The organism is Allomuricauda sp. CAU 1633, from assembly GCF_017313225.1.
GTDB lineage: Bacteria > Bacteroidota > Bacteroidia > Flavobacteriales > Flavobacteriaceae > Flagellimonas.
The window spans coordinates 615,537-631,930 of sequence record NZ_JAFLNE010000001.1 but is presented as its reverse complement, the minus strand read 5'-3'; the positions used below and the strand labels follow the sequence as shown (position 1 = coordinate 631,930).

The 16,394-nt window shown below is 40.8% G+C and carries 13 protein-coding genes; 2 read left to right on the top strand and 11 right to left on the bottom strand.

Annotated elements, in window-relative coordinates; translation table 11 throughout:
* The first annotated feature begins 93 nt into the window (after positions 1-93).
* The gene (locus J0X14_RS02825) at positions 94-1,131 is read left to right on the top strand and encodes an endonuclease/exonuclease/phosphatase family protein (RefSeq protein ID WP_207096236.1); all 1,038 of its coding nucleotides are present in this window, start codon (positions 94-96) and stop codon (positions 1,129-1,131) included.
* 48 nt (positions 1,132-1,179) lie between these two features.
* Here the strand turns inward: J0X14_RS02825 and J0X14_RS02820 are convergent, their stop codons facing one another.
* The 8 genes from J0X14_RS02820 to uvrC form a co-directional block, all read right to left on the bottom strand.
* Entirely contained in the window at positions 1,180-1,617 is a 438-nt protein-coding gene (locus J0X14_RS02820) for a hypothetical protein (RefSeq protein WP_207096235.1), read from the bottom strand.
* Between the two features lie 93 nt (positions 1,618-1,710).
* A complete protein-coding gene (locus J0X14_RS02815; protein WP_207096234.1) occupies positions 1,711-4,392 on the bottom strand; it encodes a TonB-dependent receptor in 2,682 nt (893 codons plus the stop codon).
* Positions 4,393-4,561: 169 nt separating this feature from the next.
* Entirely contained in the window at positions 4,562-6,199 is a 1,638-nt protein-coding gene (gene pgi / locus J0X14_RS02810) for a glucose-6-phosphate isomerase (RefSeq protein WP_207096233.1), read from the bottom strand.
* Positions 6,199-7,479 (bottom strand): peptidoglycan DD-metalloendopeptidase family protein, encoded by a 1,281-nt coding sequence (locus J0X14_RS02805; protein ID WP_207096232.1) that lies wholly within the window; start codon positions 7,477-7,479, stop codon positions 6,199-6,201. The genes pgi and J0X14_RS02805 overlap by 1 nt, the downstream gene beginning before the upstream one ends.
* Position 7,480: 1 nt before the next feature.
* Positions 7,481-8,461 carry a tryptophan 2,3-dioxygenase family protein gene (locus tag J0X14_RS02800; RefSeq protein ID WP_207096231.1) on the bottom strand — a complete coding sequence of 327 codons (981 nt, stop codon included), beginning with the start codon at positions 8,459-8,461 and terminating at the stop codon, positions 7,481-7,483.
* 10 nt (positions 8,462-8,471) lie between these two features.
* Entirely contained in the window at positions 8,472-9,251 is a 780-nt protein-coding gene (locus tag J0X14_RS02795) for a DUF3108 domain-containing protein (RefSeq protein ID WP_207096230.1), read from the bottom strand.
* Between the two features lie 337 nt (positions 9,252-9,588).
* Positions 9,589-11,859 carry a patatin-like phospholipase family protein gene (locus J0X14_RS02790; RefSeq protein ID WP_207096229.1) on the bottom strand — a complete coding sequence of 757 codons (2,271 nt, stop codon included), beginning with the start codon at positions 11,857-11,859 and terminating at the stop codon, positions 9,589-9,591.
* Between the two features lie 4 nt (positions 11,860-11,863).
* Positions 11,864-13,651 carry an excinuclease ABC subunit UvrC gene (gene uvrC, locus J0X14_RS02785; protein WP_207096228.1) on the bottom strand — a complete coding sequence of 596 codons (1,788 nt, stop codon included), beginning with the start codon at positions 13,649-13,651 and terminating at the stop codon, positions 11,864-11,866.
* A gap of 476 nt (positions 13,652-14,127) precedes the next feature.
* Here uvrC and J0X14_RS02780 point away from each other — a divergent pair, with 476 nt between their 5' ends.
* The gene (locus J0X14_RS02780) at positions 14,128-14,691 is read left to right on the top strand and encodes a 5-formyltetrahydrofolate cyclo-ligase (protein WP_207096227.1); all 564 of its coding nucleotides are present in this window, start codon (positions 14,128-14,130) and stop codon (positions 14,689-14,691) included.
* Here the strand turns inward: J0X14_RS02780 and J0X14_RS02775 are convergent.
* The 3 genes from J0X14_RS02775 to J0X14_RS02765 all read right to left on the bottom strand — a co-directional run bounded on the left by J0X14_RS02775 (position 14,679) and on the right by J0X14_RS02765 (position 16,393).
* On the bottom strand, positions 14,679-15,329 hold the full coding sequence (locus tag J0X14_RS02775) for a lipoprotein signal peptidase (protein ID WP_207096226.1): 651 nt from the start codon (positions 15,327-15,329) through the stop codon (positions 14,679-14,681). The genes J0X14_RS02780 and J0X14_RS02775 overlap by 13 nt on opposite strands.
* Positions 15,330-15,361: 32 nt before the next feature.
* Positions 15,362-15,919, bottom strand: coding sequence for a hypothetical protein (locus tag J0X14_RS02770; RefSeq protein WP_317194410.1), 558 nt, complete (start codon positions 15,917-15,919; stop codon positions 15,362-15,364).
* A gap of 90 nt (positions 15,920-16,009) precedes the next feature.
* Positions 16,010-16,393, bottom strand: a complete 384-nt coding sequence (locus J0X14_RS02765; RefSeq protein WP_207096224.1) for a TraR/DksA family transcriptional regulator — start codon at positions 16,391-16,393, stop codon at positions 16,010-16,012.
* Position 16,394 lies beyond the last annotated feature (1 nt).

Sequence of the window (16,394 nt, the reverse complement as noted above, 5' to 3'; positions counted from 1 at the left end):
TAGGTTAATTAATAAAAAAGGGGTTGTAATTGCCTTACAGGCTGCGCGATAATTTCGCAATCTTACTTATTTTAGTGGCAAAATCAAAATAAAATGCGATTATTAATATGCCTACTTGTATTAATATCGACCTCACTTTATGGACAAACGTCCAAAACGTATACCCTAAGAACCATTGCGTTCTACAATGTTGAAAACCTGTTTGATACGGAGAACGATTCTCTCACTTTTGATGATGATCGTACTCCCGAAGGAAGCTATCATTGGACGCAAGAACGGTATCTCCAAAAGATTGACCACATTTCAAAGGTGCTTTCCAAAATAGGGGAGGACACGTCCAAAACTTCACCAGATGTTATTGGCCTGTGCGAAGTGGAGAACCGAAAAGTAGTGGAAGATCTTATCATTCACCCGAATTTGAGGGACAAAGATTATGGGATTGTGCATTTTGATTCCCCGGATGCGCGGGGGATTGATGTTGCACTACTTTTTAAAAAATCCTCTTATTTGCCCACTTCCTTTAAGAGCCATCGCCTTTTATTGTTTGATGACCTTGGTGAGCGGGTCTATACACGTGACCAATTGGTGGTAGGAGGACTTATGGACGATGAGGACTTCTATTTTGTGGTGAACCACTGGCCATCAAGAAGAGGCGGTGCCGCCAAAAGCAATCCCAAACGGGTACGGGCCGCACTGTTGAACAAACGTATTATTGATTCCATCCAAAATCTGAACTGGAAGGCAAAAATCATTTGTATGGGCGATTTAAACGATGATCCCAGGGATGATAGTCTCAAGAGCATCCTGAAAACCAAAGGAAAAACAAAACAATTGGACAGTTTAAGTCTCTTCAACCCCATGGAGCAATTGTACAAAAAGGGAATCGGTTCGTTGGCTTACCGAGATAAGTGGAACTTGTTTGACCAGTTTTTTATGACCTCCAATGTGGTCAATGATGAAAAAGAGACCCTTTCGTATTGGAAAGCGGGCATTTTTTCACCTTCCTTTATCCGAACCACTGAAGGAAAATACAAAGGTTACCCCCTAAGAACGTATGCAGGCGGAAGCTATACGGCAGGGTATAGCGATCATTTTCCGGCGTATTTGTTTTTGGTTAAAGAAGTTGAATGAGATTCCCGCCCCTGTCTGCCGACAGGCAGGTTCGCGGGAATGAAAATCTTAACCAAACCACTGCCCCCAAGGAATACGGCTTAGGATCAATAACAGCCCAAGGCCATAGAAAATGGTGATGGTCTTAAACTTTTTGTCGCTTTCCATAAACTTTTTATGACGAGACCACCCAATGGTAATCAACGCCAAGGCTATGATGTTAATAAAGGGGTGTTCCACCGCCAAGAGTCGTGCAGGCGCGTTCAATCCTCCCATTCCTAAGCTTTGGATGGCTTTAAGGCCATTCGCCGAAACGAAGTACAGAATAAGCCCCACCAAAAGCTGAATATGGCTTAAAATGAGTGCAAACAAACTTATCCTTAGGTCTTTTTGAAGGGTAAAATCCTTTTTGCCCAGCCACCCCAATAGGGCATTGACCACCGCAATGATGAGTACGGCCAATACAATGTAGGCAAGATACGAGTGAAGGTTCTTGATAATTTCCATTTTGAGTAGAGTTTTTTCGATTCTAAAAATAACGATTTTGAACATAAAAAAACCCTGCCGATGGGCAGGGTTTCATATATTCTTATAATTAGATTAGAAATCGTAACGCAAAGTAACGTTCCAAGTTCTACCTAAACCAAAGTATCCTTGGTTAGAAACAGCAATACCATCATAAAGCTCATCGCCTGCTTCTGCGAAATTATTGGTGGTAAGTCTAGAGATGTATTCCTTATCCAATACGTTGTTCATATTGGCTCTGATCTTCAGGTTTTTGGTTTTATCAATTCCCAAAGGAAGGTTGAAAGTTACCCCAGCATCCAATAGACTGAAGGATGGCAATTCAAGGTTTTCCTTAACTGCACCTACATCAGAATAAAGGTTGTCATAGTATCTGAAATCAGAATCAATAGAGAACATGCTGGTAATTCTGTAAGCAAAACCTAGTCCACCAGATAGTTGAGCGGCACCACCCACTTTACCACCATCAATGTCAACAGGTTCAGTGCTAATAACATTACGCTCCTCATCAGTAACTTGGGTTACGGTTTCACCTTGGTATTCCCAATTTCCTATGGATGCAAAACCATTAAAGCTAAGTCCACTAACCGGTCTTAGTTTAAAATCCAATTCAACCCCAGAGTGCAACTGCTCTGCACCAAAGTTAGAGGTGTAGGTAACCACATCATCAACAACATTGGAGCTGGTCACCACACGGTCTTTCCAAGAAGTACGGTAAAGGTTTACACTACCAGAGAACATGGAGCTAGAGTAAGCATAACCCGCTTCCAATCCCAAAATCTTTTCATTCTCCGTTAACGGATTGATTTGGTTGGTAAAGTTCAGATAAATATTGTCATGATAGGGTTGACGGTTATAGTAACCTGCATTTGCATAAAAGCTATGCTGATCAGTTGGGCTATAGCTGAAACCTCCTTTAGCGTTATATCCAAAGTTGTTCACTTTTTCGGAATCCACACCATCAGTGATACCAGCAGGAAGCGGAGTTCCTGTACCTTGAGATGAAGTACCATCGATCAAAGATTGGTCTGCATATTGGAAAGGATCGAATCTTTGGTGATATTGATTTGAAATAGATCCTTGGAAGAACGCAGAAAATTGATCGGTAGCATACTCCAATTGCGTGAACAATCCTCCGTAAGAGATTCGCTCATCATTGCTGTAGGCAATTTTTTGGTCTTCTGGATAGCTATCAAAAGCTGCTTCCCATCCAGATGGCCTAAAAGATTCCGTGGCAATTACTTGTTTGTAAGTGCCAAAAGTACCATACGTTTGATGGTCATTATTCTGATCTCTTAAACGAATGTTCTCTTGCCATGAGCTAAGACCATGAAAGTCAGAAACTACCCTAAAGTGTTTTCCATAGTAAGTTCTTAAATCGAAACCAACATTCCAAGTAAGGTTGTCAGAAAGTTGTTTTTCGAAGTTGGAAATTAAGCCATACCAGCTGTGCAGGTTCATGGATGATCTGGTAACATAACCCCCTCCTGCAGCAAAGTATCCTCCTTCACCATTGGGCACGCTGTTATTAAAGGCATAAATGGCATCGTAGTCTACATAACCGTCGTCTGTTCTAATTCGGTTACCGCGATCTCCGGTACCACCACCATTACCCCAAGAGGCATACAACACAGTTGACAAACTTGTAGAAGAATCAATGTTCCAGTCCCAGTTTAGGTTAGCAACAGGCTTGTGGTAAAAGTTTCTTCTTTCCGTAAGGTATTGGCCATTGTAAGTACCCCAGTTATTGTTGTAACGTAAACCATACTCCAAATAGCTAGAGATGGGTTTGGTAAAGTTCTGGTCGTGGAACTGAGGTGCGCCAGTAACCAAAAAGTTGAAGTTGTGGCTATCATTGGGCGTATATCCCACAGAAATAAAGTAGGTCTGGCCTTCACCAAAGTTACCCTCATTATATCCATCTCCTTGCCAGTGGGAAAGCATAACACTTAATCCCCATCCCTTATCAGAAACACCAGTATTATATCCACCAGAAACTTTAATGTAGTTGTTGTTGGCCACAGTGGAATAGCCAAAACCGCCTTCGTTCATCTCAGTGGCCTTGGTCACAAAGTTCACCGTACCCCCAACAGAAGAAATGGCCAATTTTGAAGATCCCAAGCCTCGTTGAATCTGAACCCCAGAGGCAACATCATTCAAACCAGACCAGTTTGACCAGTACATCAAACCATCTTCCATACCGTTGATTGGTTGTCCGTTTAAAAGAAAAGCGGTGTTGTCCTGATCAAAACCACGAACCCTCATGTTGGTGTCTCCAAAACCACCTGCCTGTCCAGAAACATATACAGAAGGAGTATTCACCAAGGTCATGGTAACGTCTTGGGTACCAATTTTTTCTTGAATAACCTTAATTGGAACGGAAGAAACTGCGATTGGGGTTTTTCTGTCGGCTGCAAGGTCAATAATACCTGTACCAACTACTACAACTCCTTCCAATTCTTCTGCATCAGGTTGCAAAGAAATGGTTCCGACGCTCCCAGCTGAACTAAAAGTAATGTTCTGCTTAACAAATCCGATGTAGGAAACCACCAAAGTTCCAGAAGCTTGATCAACTTCCAAAGTAAAGTTTCCATCAAAATCAGTAGAAGTACCTATGGAAGTACCTTTAACTACCACACTGGCGCCAGGAAGCGGGCCGCCAAGCTCGCCATCCACCACAGTACCAGTAATTGTTCCTTGTGAAAATGCCATTGCGGACACAAAAATCGCCACAAAAGCCAAGTAAATTCTTTTCATTTCTCAGTGTTTAAGTGTTTAATTTGCCCTGCAAAAGTGATTCATTTTTGACTTTCAGCGATTAAGTCAAGGTTAAATGAAATTGTTGCAGTTAACACAAAATTAACAAAGAAAAGCAGTTGACAAACAAATGCTTAAGCTTTTTCCCTACAAATAAAAAACTGGCTGTTTAGCTCTTAAAAAATTGGAGAAGATTCAATGTAGAGGCATCATGTTTGCCAATATCTGAATTTTCAATGTCGGCAAGAATCGTCTTGGCCAATTGTTTGCCCAATTCCACACCCCATTGATCATAACTGAAAATATTCCAAACTACGCCCTGCACAAAGATTTTATGCTCGTAAAGGGCAATCAATGCACCAAGGGTTTTTGGCGTGAGTTTTTTGATCAATATGGTATTGGTGGGTTTGTTGCCTTCAAACACCTTGAAGGGAAGCAGGGGTTTTTGTTCTTCTTCTGAAACACCCTGTGCTTCCAATTCATTTTTAACCTCATCAGCGGTTTTCCCGTTCATTAATGCTTCGGTCTGCGCAAAGAAATTGGCCATTAATTTATTATGATGGTCCACATCGCCATGCAACGATTCCTTAAACCCAATAAAGTCGGTTGGAATCAATTTTGTGCCTTGATGGATCAATTGAAAAAAGGCATGTTGGGAATTAGTGCCAGGCTCGCCCCAAATGATGGTCCCAGTTTCGTGCCCGACCCTATTGCCATCACGACCCACACTTTTCCCATTACTTTCCATGATGCCTTGCTGTAAATAGGCCGAAAAGCGATGCAAATATTGAGTGTAGGGAATAATGGCCTCAGTCTCTGCTTCGTAAAAGTTATTGTACCAAACGCTCAACAAAGCCAGAACAACGGGCATATTTTCTGAAAATGGAGTTTCCTTGAAATGCTTGTCCATGGCATGAGCCCCTGCAAGCAGGTCATCAAAATTTTGATAACCCACCGAAAGTGCGATGGAAAGGCCAACAGCACTCCAGAGCGAAAAACGGCCTCCGACCCAATCCCACATGGGAAATACATTATCATCTGCTATTCCAAACTCGGCAATTTTTTCAAGGTTGGTGGAAACGGCCACAAAATGATGGGCCACCTCCTTTTCAGAAGCATGCTGCAAAAACCATTTCTTAATGGTCAAGGCATTGCTCAATGTTTCTTGGGTGGTAAAGGTTTTGGAAACAATAACGAACAAAGTGGTTTCTGGATCGAGTTCCTTTAACACTTCATGAACGTGGTCTCCGTCCACATTGCTCACAAAATGAACCTTTAAATGGTTCTTATAGAATTTTAAGGCCTCGGTGACCATTGCCGGGCCTAAATCGGACCCACCGATGCCGATATTGACAATATCGGTAAAGGCTTTGCCTGTGAATCCCTTTTTTTCACCAGAGATTACAGCTTCGGAAAACGATTTTATCTTTTCTTTTACTTCGTAAACTTCCTCTACCACATTTTCTCCATCAACCAAAACAGTGTCGCCTTTATTAGCCCTAAGCGCGGTATGGAGCACGGCCCTTCCTTCGGTTTGGTTGATCAGGTCTCCCCCAAAATAACCATCCATGGCCTCTTTGAGCTTTACTTCCTCGGCTAAATCCAACAAAAGGGAAAGTGTCTCCTCTGAGATTCGGTTTTTGGAATAGTCCACCAAAAAGTCATCCCACAGAATGCTGAATTTTTGTCCTCTATCGGCATCCTCGGCAAAAAGTTGTCTTAAATGGGTGTCCTTATTTTGTTTATAGTGTTCTGCAAGTTTTTTCCAAGCGTTGGTAGTAGTCGCGTTGATTTTGGGTAAGGCCATTATTGGTTATAGGTTATGAGCGTTTCTTCGAGTTCTGGGGTTGGTTCTATCAATTCAATACAATCCAATTGATCACGCAACGGTTGAATATGAGATAAATAATCAGTACGTAACGAATCTGCGATGGGTTCTGCAGCGGGAAGTTCTTCTCTAAGAGGGTCTACTTGTCTACCATACTTCCAAAAACGATAGCAAACGTGTGGCCCGCCAGTGTTTCCGGTCATTCCAATCCAACCAATTACATCACCTTGACGTACAAAGTCACCTCGTTTTACGTTTTGCGCTTTCATGTGCAGGTATTGGGTGCTGTAGGTGTCGTTGTGTCTAATTTTCACGTATTTACCGTTTCCGCCTCTTCGGGTCGATTCGGTTACTGTTCCATCTGCAGTAGCCACAATGGGTGTACCAATTGGGGCAGCAAAATCAGTTCCTTTGTGGGGTCTTACTTTATAGCCGTAGTAAGCAATCCTTCTTTTTAGGTTATACCGGGACGACAACCGATATTGGAATTTAACCGGCGCCCGTAAAAAGGTGCTTCTTAAATTGTTCGCATCTTGATCAAAATACTCTAAGATATTGTTGGTTGCATCTGACATATAAGGGAAAGCATATATGGTTTTTCCCTTGTGCTCAAAGTAGGCTGCCTTTACTGCACCAATCCCAGCATAAATGGTATCATTGATATAACGCTCATCAAAAACCACTTTAAATCTGTCACCTTTGTCCAATCGCCCAAAATCAATGGTCCAGGCATAAATATCAGAAAGAGCAAAGGTCAGGTTATAATCTACTCCCAAGGTATCAATGGACATGGACAGACTGTGATCGATAACACCACCTATCTCACGTTCGACCAGTTTTACCTTTTTCTTGCTCTTGTAGGCTTTTACACTATCTCTTAAATCAACAACCGTATAGTTGATCTTGTCATTTTGATAAATAAAGATTTCGGCGATTTCAGAAGTGTCTTTGGATTTAAGAATGGTATACGGTTTGCCCACCATAATTTTTCGCACATCGAAGGTGTCCTTGAATTTTTCTGAAATAGCGGCAATTTTTGGGTAGTCCACCTTGTTTTTCAACATCAATTCCCCAAAGCTATCCCCCCGGCGAACTGTATCATGCACCACATTAAAGTGATCCAGATTAAACCCAAAATGGGTGATGGGTGGTTTCTCTATCGTTTCCACCTTAACCAATTCATCGTTTACTACAACCTTTTCTTCTTTGCATGACACCAGAACCACCAGCGTCAAAATTGCCCCAATAAATTTTCGCATTCTAATCTTGTTCCTTGTATTGCTTGTTTGCTGGATTAAATATATGGTCCACCCACTGTTTTCCCCATGTATCAAGCTCATTTTCTGAGTACAAAGTTGGGAAAAATATTATTTTCTGAAAACTGGGCGGTAAATACTGTTTCCAATTGGTGCCTCCGGTGGCATCAATTTCTTGATTTTCCTTGGCCAGATACCGGTAGGCGGAGCCCATGTGCATCAGTGGCCAATTTACGTTGGCGTTCATATCCAACTCTTTTAACGCTTTTATAAGCTCGTTATTATTTCTGGAAGATTCGGGCAGTTGAAGATATTTATGGTATACGGTACTGTTCTTCACTTGGTTGGAAATACGCAATAGCCGAGGGGTATACCGAATCTCAAATTGTTTTAGTGTCAGTGTTTTTTCTCCAGTGGCCTTGTCCGTTGCGCCATTCTTCCAATAGATATGCTCAAAAAGCTCCTCGATGCTATCCTTGGACGAAAAATCATCGCGCTCTGTATGGTGCACCAAATTTTCCAAGGGGGTGGCATAGAGTTCAATCATTCGGTATTGTACTGATTGAAACCCACTGGCGGGCAACAAAGCCATCCGATAGCGAAGAAACTGTTCCCGCTCCATACCTTTAATCATAATGCTGAACGAGGAAATCAACGCTTTAAAATAGTTGTTGATGCGGGTTACTTTTTCAATAAAGAACTGAAGGTCTTGAGACCGGTCCTCTACAATCTGTTTTTGTTCATGGATGATCAGCTTAAAATAAAGTTCGGTGATCTGGTGGTACATAATGAAGATTTCCTCATCCGGGAAATGGGTGCGTGGCACCTGAAGGCTCAATAAAGTATCTAAATGTATATAGTCCCAATAGGTGAGGTATCTCTGGTAGAGCAATCCATCGAGATACGAGCTAAGATCCTGACCAGAGTTTTTGTATTTTTCTTCTAGCTTATTGATTTGGGACTCAATTCGCTCATCATTCTTCATCCAAACTAAACTAATCCATTATTATTTTAAACTGGTTTCTTAGTCCGTTATAGGCCTCCAAATCTGCTTTTAACGACCCAACGGCCAAATCTGCCTTGATCCGTATTGGAATTTTATTCAAATCGTTTGAAACCCAGAGGGTAAGGCTTTCTTTTTCCTTAAAAACACGGCCCGACTGAACCAAAGGTCTAAATTTAAGACATTCCACCTTGCCAAACTTGGTTCGGAGCACTTCTTTTCCCAAATATTTTAGTTTAAACTGAAAAACCCCGTCATCATCGAACAACATATCCAGATTAATGGATTGGCCTTCCTCAAATTCTTCCAGGTTATAATTATTCCTCATAAAATAAGAAGCCGAGATAAGGTCTTGGATTTTATTGTGGACCGGAATTTTCTGTTCGGTCCCATTCTTATTATCCCTAAGAACGGCCATTTCCTCCTTGTAGTCAAAATCAATTTCAATATCCTTGGTATAACCTCCTTCGTCTATCTTTCTAACAAAACGATAGGGTTTTCCGTTATTACGTCCAAAATAACTTTCATAGGTATCATCAACCTTAAAAAAGATACTGGCAAAGCCTGTGGTCTTTCCTTCACCCACTACGTGGTATACGGGAATGCTATCCAAGGTATCCGAGGTTAAGTGCAATGTGGCATAGCTTGCATTGAGGAATCCATAATGAATTCGGAATTTCAGCCACTCGCCCGATTTGTAGGCAGGTTGGAATTTTTGCCCAATCGCCAAGGCGGCACTAAGTAGCATAAGTACAATCAGTGTCTTTTTCATGACCCTTTTTATTGCTATAAAATTAATAAAATCGCTTTTGGGGCTATGCGCTTTACATTTACTTAAACAAAAGTTATTCCAAAATATTATATACAAAAAAAGCCCAGTCTTAAAACTGGGCTTTTCCTAAATAACCAACCAAACTTTAAATTATGAAAAACCAATACTTAAAGTTATAAGGGAACCACCCCTTATGTGGTGTAAAGATACATTAAGCCTTTGTAGGAAAATAAGTTTTTAACGGACTTTAACTATAGTTGTTCAAAATTGATGGTTTTACTACTGATTTTTGGCAATTTCTTAAGAAAAACCAAGGCTTTGGTACATATTCCTTGAACTAGAACCAATATCCAATACTAAAGAAAATACTGTCATTTTTAATCTCTGGAGTCCAGGAATAATATACTTGTATAGGACCTATGAACGACTCAAAACCATACCCTATTCCATAACCGGAAAAAGTGGGCTCCGAAAACCATTCCCCTGTCCTAAAAAGGTCATCGTCCACATTGGCAAAATTTGCCGACAAGAGCAAGTGGTTCTTTGGGGCAAATCTGTAATCCAAACGTCCGTATGCCTTTACAAAACTGTTTCCGGCAAGACTTAGAAAATCATATCCAAAAAAGGGCACAAAATTGTTCACAAAATCGTTTCCAAAACCGCCCAGCACAAAGTCAAAAGAGGTTACGGCAGAGGTTCCCAGTTTAACTCCTCCGTCGGCTTCTATATTAAAACTTAGGTTGTGGGACAAAGGGATTACGGTTCCCAATTTTGTTTTTGCAATGGAAAACTCCCTAAAATTATCATTGAAATCCGATGAGAAAAGATACAGATGAAAATCACTGTCAAAATACAGCCCCTTTGTGGGAAAATATTTGTCGTCATAGGTGTCCAACGTAATTTTTCCGAAAGCACTGAAATAATTGGAGTTTTCAAAAAATGTTCTTTCGGGAGGGTCTATGAGCGATTCTTCCACATCCTCCCCTTCCAATTGGTTCAGGGTTCGTGTACTGTATCGCAAAAGTTTGTGCTCTGCCCCTATGGTAAAGGCAAATTCCTCTTGCAAAACGGTCTGTAGATAGATTTGGTTGGTCAAATCGGTAACGTCCAAGTTTATTTGACGAATATTGGGGTCATTACGAACATCAAAGTTGGACCGAATCAATCCAAAATCAACCTCCTCATCAAAATCGGTGAACCTTGAATTTATGCCAAAACTCCAGTAATACCCTTTGTCTAGATAATACTGCATATTATATCTTATATGATCTCCCAATATAAAATCAAACGATCCCACATCATCCTTCATAAAAAGATTCTTTTTGGTCAAATTTATAAGGGCCGCACTTTTATAGAGGTCATCATAGTGGGCAGACAGTTTCAAGAACATTTTGGTAGGGTCTTCCTTTAACTTTAGAATCAAGTCTGTACCCAATCCGTTGGAAACCAACTCGTACCGGATAGCCTTAAAGTTTCCCGTTGCCGATAGATTGTTCATGCCCTGTTTTAGATCTTCAAACGAGATTTTCTCAGCTAGGTTAAACCTTAGTTTTCCTTTAATATATCCCCTGGTATACAGATCGTTCCCCCTAATGATCATCCTATTAATGGTAAGACTGTCCATTATCTGGATATTCTTTTTGCCCATGCCCGTATAATTTTGGCTTTGGGCCAACACTTGCAATTCCTGAATCTTATTCCTTGCAGCTTCTTCCCCGCTTTTTACGATTTCTTTGCTTCTGCCAAAATCAATTACCGAAAATTTATCAATGTCTGGTCGTATGTAAACATCTGTTTCTTCGGATTTCTTCTTCATATCATTAACGGTCCGGTAGTTGTTGATCTGTAGTAAAATTTCCGTAGCGGATAAAAGGGATTCCCGTGTGGATAAATTGTGCTGTACATCCACTCCGATAATAACATCGGCCCCCATATTTTTAACTTTATCTATGGGATAGTTATTGACCACTCCTCCATCAATCAATATGGTTCCATCAATTTCCGAAGGCTCAAAAAGCGATGGAAACGTTCCGCTTGCCATGATAGCTTCAGGCAAATACCCATGATCCAACAACACCTCTTCGCCAGTTTCCACATTAGTGGCCACGCACAAAAAAGGGATGGGTAACTTTTCAAAATCATGTACGTCCTTGACATGAAACAGCAATCGCACCAGCTCATTGTATATATTCTGACCCCCAGAGATGGCTTGCGGAAAACTGACACTAAAATTGGTAAACGGCAATCCCAAGGCATAGCGTTCAGAATCTTCCTTCTCATAAAATGTTTTGGCCCCCCTGGGCACATTATCCTGAATAAGTTCTGCAAAATCGGTCACCCTAAAAATGGAATCAAGCTCATGTGCAGAATAACCTGATGCATACAAAGCGCCCACTATGGCCCCCATGCTGGTGCCCCCAATATAATCCACCTTTACCCCGGCTTCCTCAATTACTTTAAGTGCTCCTATGTGGGCCAGCCCTTTGGCACCACCGCCACTAAGTACCAGGCCTATCTTTGGGGGTGTCTCGCCATCTGGTGTTTGGGCCATGCCCAAAACCCCAAAAAGAATACAGCTTAAAACAGAAAAAATGTGTTTAATGCCCATACTATCAGTGAAAGGATTTATAAATTTTTTTGGCCTTTGCCATTCCTACAGACTCGGCAAGACTCTCAATGGTGGCCTCTTTTATTCTTTTTACCGATTTAAAATTCTTCAACAATTGCTCAGCGGTCTTTTTACCAATACCCTCAATACTCTCCAACTCCGAACCAATGGCTCCCTTGCTTCTTCTGTTCCGGTGATGCGTAATCCCAAATCGGTGTGCCTCGTTTCTAAGTTGCTGTATTATTTTTAAGGTTTCAGATCTTTTATCCAAATACAAAGGAACCGGATCATCTGGAAAATAGATCTCCTCCAACCGCTTGGCTATACCTATAATGGCAATCTTACCTCGGAGCCCAAGGGCTTCCAAGCTTTTTAATGCTGATGACAACTGACCTTTTCCCCCATCAATAACAATAAGTTGGGGCAATGGTTCTTCTTCATTGAGCAATCTTTTATAACGCCTATACACCACTTCTTCCATACTCGCAAAATCATCTGGCCCCTCCACCGTTTTTATATTGAAATGCCGATAGTCCTTTTTGGAGGGCTTTCCATTCTTAAAGACAACACAAGCGGCCACAGGGTTGCTTCCTTGAATGTTGGAATTATCAAAACATTCAATATGGGTGGGCTCTTGGGAAAGCCTAAGATCGGCCTTCATCTGAGCCATAATCCTTGTAGTATGCCTATCCGGGTCCGTTATTTTGATCTGTTTCAATCGATCTTGGCGATAAAAACGGGCATTACGCTCAGAAAGTTCCAAAATCCTGCGCTTATCTCCCAATTTTGGCAAGCTTACTTTAACAGTATCCTCCACCGAAACCGAAAAAGGTAGATATATCTCTTTTGATTGGGAATTGAACCGTTGTCTAATCTCCGTAATGGCCAATTGCAGCAATTCCTCATCGGTTTCATCCAGCTTTTTCTTGATTTCCAAGGTGTGCGACCGAACAATGGATCCGTGTGAAAGTTGCAAAAAGTTAACATAACCATGGGTCTCGTCGGATATAATGCTGAACACATCCACATTATTGATCTTGGGGTTGACCACGGTTGACTTGGCCTGATAGTTTTCCAACACATCAATTTTTTCTTTGATGCGCTGTGCCTTTTCAAATTCCATTTCCTCCGCAAAAACCTTCATCTGTTGTTTAAAGGTCTGTATGGAGTTTTTTAAATTTCCTTTAATGATCTGTCGGATATCGTCAATCTGACCGTGATATTCGGCTTCGCTCTGTAATCCTTCGCAGGGACCCAGACAATTGCCCAAGTGATATTCCAGGCACACCTTATACTTCCCCGCATTGATTTTTTCTTCGGACAAATCATAATTGCAGGTTCTCAGTGGGTAAAGACTTTTTACAAGGTCCAACAAAGTCCTCACCGTTTTCATGCTGGTGTAAGGACCATAATATTCAGACCCGTCCTTGATCAGTTTTCGGGTTGGAAAGACCCTGGGAAAACGTTCGTTTTTAATACAAATCCAAGGGTAGGTCTTATCATCCCTGAGCATTACATTGTACCTGGGCTTCAGTTTTTTGATCAGATTGTTCTCCAACAACAGGGCATCAGACTCTGTGCGAACCACAATATGTTTGATGCTGCGTATTTTCTTGACCAAGACCCGGGTTTTGCCGTATTCCTGCTTTTTGTTAAAATAGGAAGACACCCTTTTTTTAAGGTTCTTGGCCTTGCCCACATATAAGATTTTACCGTCCACATCATAAAATTGGTATACCCCCGGACTATTGGGCAATACACTGATCTGAACATTGATGGGTGGGTAGGACATAGATATTTTGGGAAATCTCCTTAATCGACTTTTAACAAAGTTATATTTTAATTGGAGTGTTTTTTGTTAAACTTGATGCTTTCTTGGTTTGGTTTAACCACAGTGCGGTTTGCTTTTACGAAAATGGTTTGTTTTCAAGAAGCTCATCCTATGAGTTTTGCGAAAACTGTGGTTTTTCTCTAAAAAATCTATGGAAAACCTATAATTAACAACTTAGAACAAGTCTAAATTGTTAAACAATTGATAAAAATCATGCACTTCATCGATAAAAAGTGCATTTCATGGTGAATTTTAAAATTGTTTTACCTACATTTAACGCTATAAATACAATGCAAATGGAAAACTATGTTATCGTTTTGGGAATGTATTTGATTTTGATGCTTTTCTTCAAAATCTTTTTCTCGGTATCTACCCGAGGAGAGTAGTACTATATTGCCCCAGAACACTACCCCAAAAATCTTCAACATTTCACCTAGATGTTGAAACATGAACTAAGAAAAAAATACAAAAATCTGAGAACGGAACTTACGCCTTCCAAAATTTCAGATTTGAGTATGGATTTAGCAAATCATGTACTTCAAATCCCTATTTGGGATTTTTTTTATTTCCATATCTTTTTAAGCATTGAGGAAAACAAAGAAGTAGATACACTTCCCCTCATCACCTTACTCCAAGGAAAAGACAAACATGTGGTCATCCCAAAAACACATGGTGCCAATGCTTTGGAAAATTATTTGTTGACCGATAGTACAGTCATCAAAAAAAACAATTGGGGCATTCCAGAACCTGTAGATGGAATCCTTGTCCCAGAGAATAAAATCGATGTCGTCTTTGTTCCGCTTTTGGCGTTTGACCTTCAAGGAAACCGTGTGGGTTATGGAAAAGGATTCTATGACACTTTTTTACAGAAATGCAGAAAAGAAACCGTTAAAATCGGACTCTCTTTATTTGGACCAGAAGAAAGCACAATTACCGATGTTCATGAAAATGATGTAAAGCTGGATTACTGCGTTACCCCAGAAAAGATCTACACATTGTGATCTACCACTTCCTTTGAATCTTCTGATTTTTTTGGGAACGCCTTTTTATTGAAAACAATCAATATGCCCACGCCAGTACTGATGGCGGTATCGGCAATATTAAAAACAGGCTCAAAAAACCTAAACCGGTGCCCACCCAGACTGGGAACCCATTCGGGCCATGTAGCATCAATCAACGGAAAATAGAGCATATCTACCACTTTACCATGAAACAAGCTTCCATACGGTTCATTGGAAAAAAGCGTAGCCACTTGCCCACTGCTGTGGTCAAAAATAACCCCATAAAAAACAGAATCGATAATGTTTCCCAAAGCCCCGGCAAAAATTAGTGAGACCGCCAAGATAAGGGTTCTGGGAGATTGCTTTTTAATGATGTCCCACAACCAATAACCAATACCAAAGACAGCAAAAATTCGGAATATAGTCAATACAAGCTTCCCAACAGATTCCGAAATGGGCAGTAGATCACTGAGTTTGGTACCCCAAGCCGCACCTTCATTTTCTATAAAAAGTATTTTGAACCAACCTAAAACATCATGAGATTCTCCCAAAATAAAATGGGTCTTGATGTAAACCTTGCTTATTTGGTCAATAAGTAGGATCAGTACAATGATGATAAGGGACTTCTTTAGATTCATGCCGTTAAAAAGTGGTTGCAAAAATAGGTATATTATTTTGTTTTCCTAAGATGGATGTTGCCCTGTATCGTCTTCAAGATATATTGATTATGTCCATTTGGGATTTGATTGTTTTCAACCAGACCGTATGTACTTTCAGCAAGAATGGTTCCGCTATCTGTACTTAACCAAATGTCTCCTTTTTGGGTGGTGACTTCAACCATTTCCGACACATTGTCCAACTCGCACCTGCCATCGGATAGTTTTACATCTAAATTTTGATAACTACCTTTTACCTGTACATTGCTATTGGTTCCAAAAATAGATACATTCTTGTATTGCGGTACGATAATATGCAGTGCTATGGAAACCACCTTATGGGCACTAAGCTTGTCATTGGGGTTGATGAAGTTGGGTTGGAAACCCGTACTGATGCGCACCGTTGTTCCTTTTTCTTCCAAGGAAACCAACAAATCCTTGGCATATTCCCCCTCTATGCTGGCCTCAACTTGAACTTCATTGGTCTTGGCCGTTTGTAAATCAATTTGATAACAGTAGCGCGAGTCAATTTGAATGGATTGTGTTCGTGGACCGATAAAAGCCTTCTTCACCAGTTTTTGCCCTTGCACCTGTACAAGAAAAAAAAGCCCAAACACAAAGAACAGAGTTCTCATAAACAAAAAACGCCCAAAGGCGTTTTATTATTTCTGCATGTTCTTCGCCTCAATGCTCAATGTGGCATGGGGCACAAGCTTCAATCGCTCTTTGTTGATGAGCTTTCCGGTAACACGGCAGATACCGTAGGTCTTGTTCTCAATGCGTAAAAGTGCATTCTTAAGATCTCGGATAAACTTCTCCTGTCGAATCGCCAGTTGGGTGTTGGCTTCCTTGCTCATGGTCTCGGACCCTTCTTCAAAGGCCTTGAACGTAGGCGAGGTATCATCCGTACCGTTATTACCATCGTTCATGTAGGCACTCTTTAAAAGGTCCAAATGGCTTTTTGCTTTTTCTATTTTTTCTTCAATCAAGACTCTGAACTCATTCAGGTCCTTATCCGAATATCTAACTTTTAGTTCTTCTGCCATT

Bases quoted from the DNA above. Each gene is read 5' to 3' on its own strand.
- pgi (WP_207096233.1), bottom strand. From the start codon at position 6,199: ATGGCCTTACCCAAAATCAACGCGACTACTACCAACGCTTGGAAAAAA.
- J0X14_RS02795 (WP_207096230.1), bottom strand. From the start codon at position 9,251: ATGAAAAAGACACTGATTGTACTTATGCTACTTAGTGCCGCCTTGGCG.
- J0X14_RS02765 (WP_207096224.1), bottom strand. From the start codon at position 16,393: ATGGCAGAAGAACTAAAAGTTAGATATTCGGATAAGGACCTGAATGAG.
- uvrC (WP_207096228.1), bottom strand. From the start codon at position 13,651: ATGTCCTACCCACCCATCAATGTTCAGATCAGTGTATTGCCCAATAGT.
- J0X14_RS02800 (WP_207096231.1), bottom strand. From the start codon at position 8,461: ATGAAGAATGATGAGCGAATTGAGTCCCAAATCAATAAGCTAGAAGAA.
- J0X14_RS02780 (WP_207096227.1), top strand. From the start codon at position 14,128: ATGTTGAAACATGAACTAAGAAAAAAATACAAAAATCTGAGAACGGAA.
- J0X14_RS02825 (WP_207096236.1), top strand. From the start codon at position 94: ATGCGATTATTAATATGCCTACTTGTATTAATATCGACCTCACTTTAT.
- J0X14_RS02805 (WP_207096232.1), bottom strand. From the start codon at position 7,479: ATGCGAAAATTTATTGGGGCAATTTTGACGCTGGTGGTTCTGGTGTCA.
- J0X14_RS02820 (WP_207096235.1), bottom strand. From the start codon at position 1,617: ATGGAAATTATCAAGAACCTTCACTCGTATCTTGCCTACATTGTATTG.
- J0X14_RS02790 (WP_207096229.1), bottom strand. From the start codon at position 11,859: ATGGGCATTAAACACATTTTTTCTGTTTTAAGCTGTATTCTTTTTGGG.
- J0X14_RS02775 (WP_207096226.1), bottom strand. From the start codon at position 15,329: ATGAATCTAAAGAAGTCCCTTATCATCATTGTACTGATCCTACTTATT.
- J0X14_RS02815 (WP_207096234.1), bottom strand. From the start codon at position 4,392: ATGAAAAGAATTTACTTGGCTTTTGTGGCGATTTTTGTGTCCGCAATG.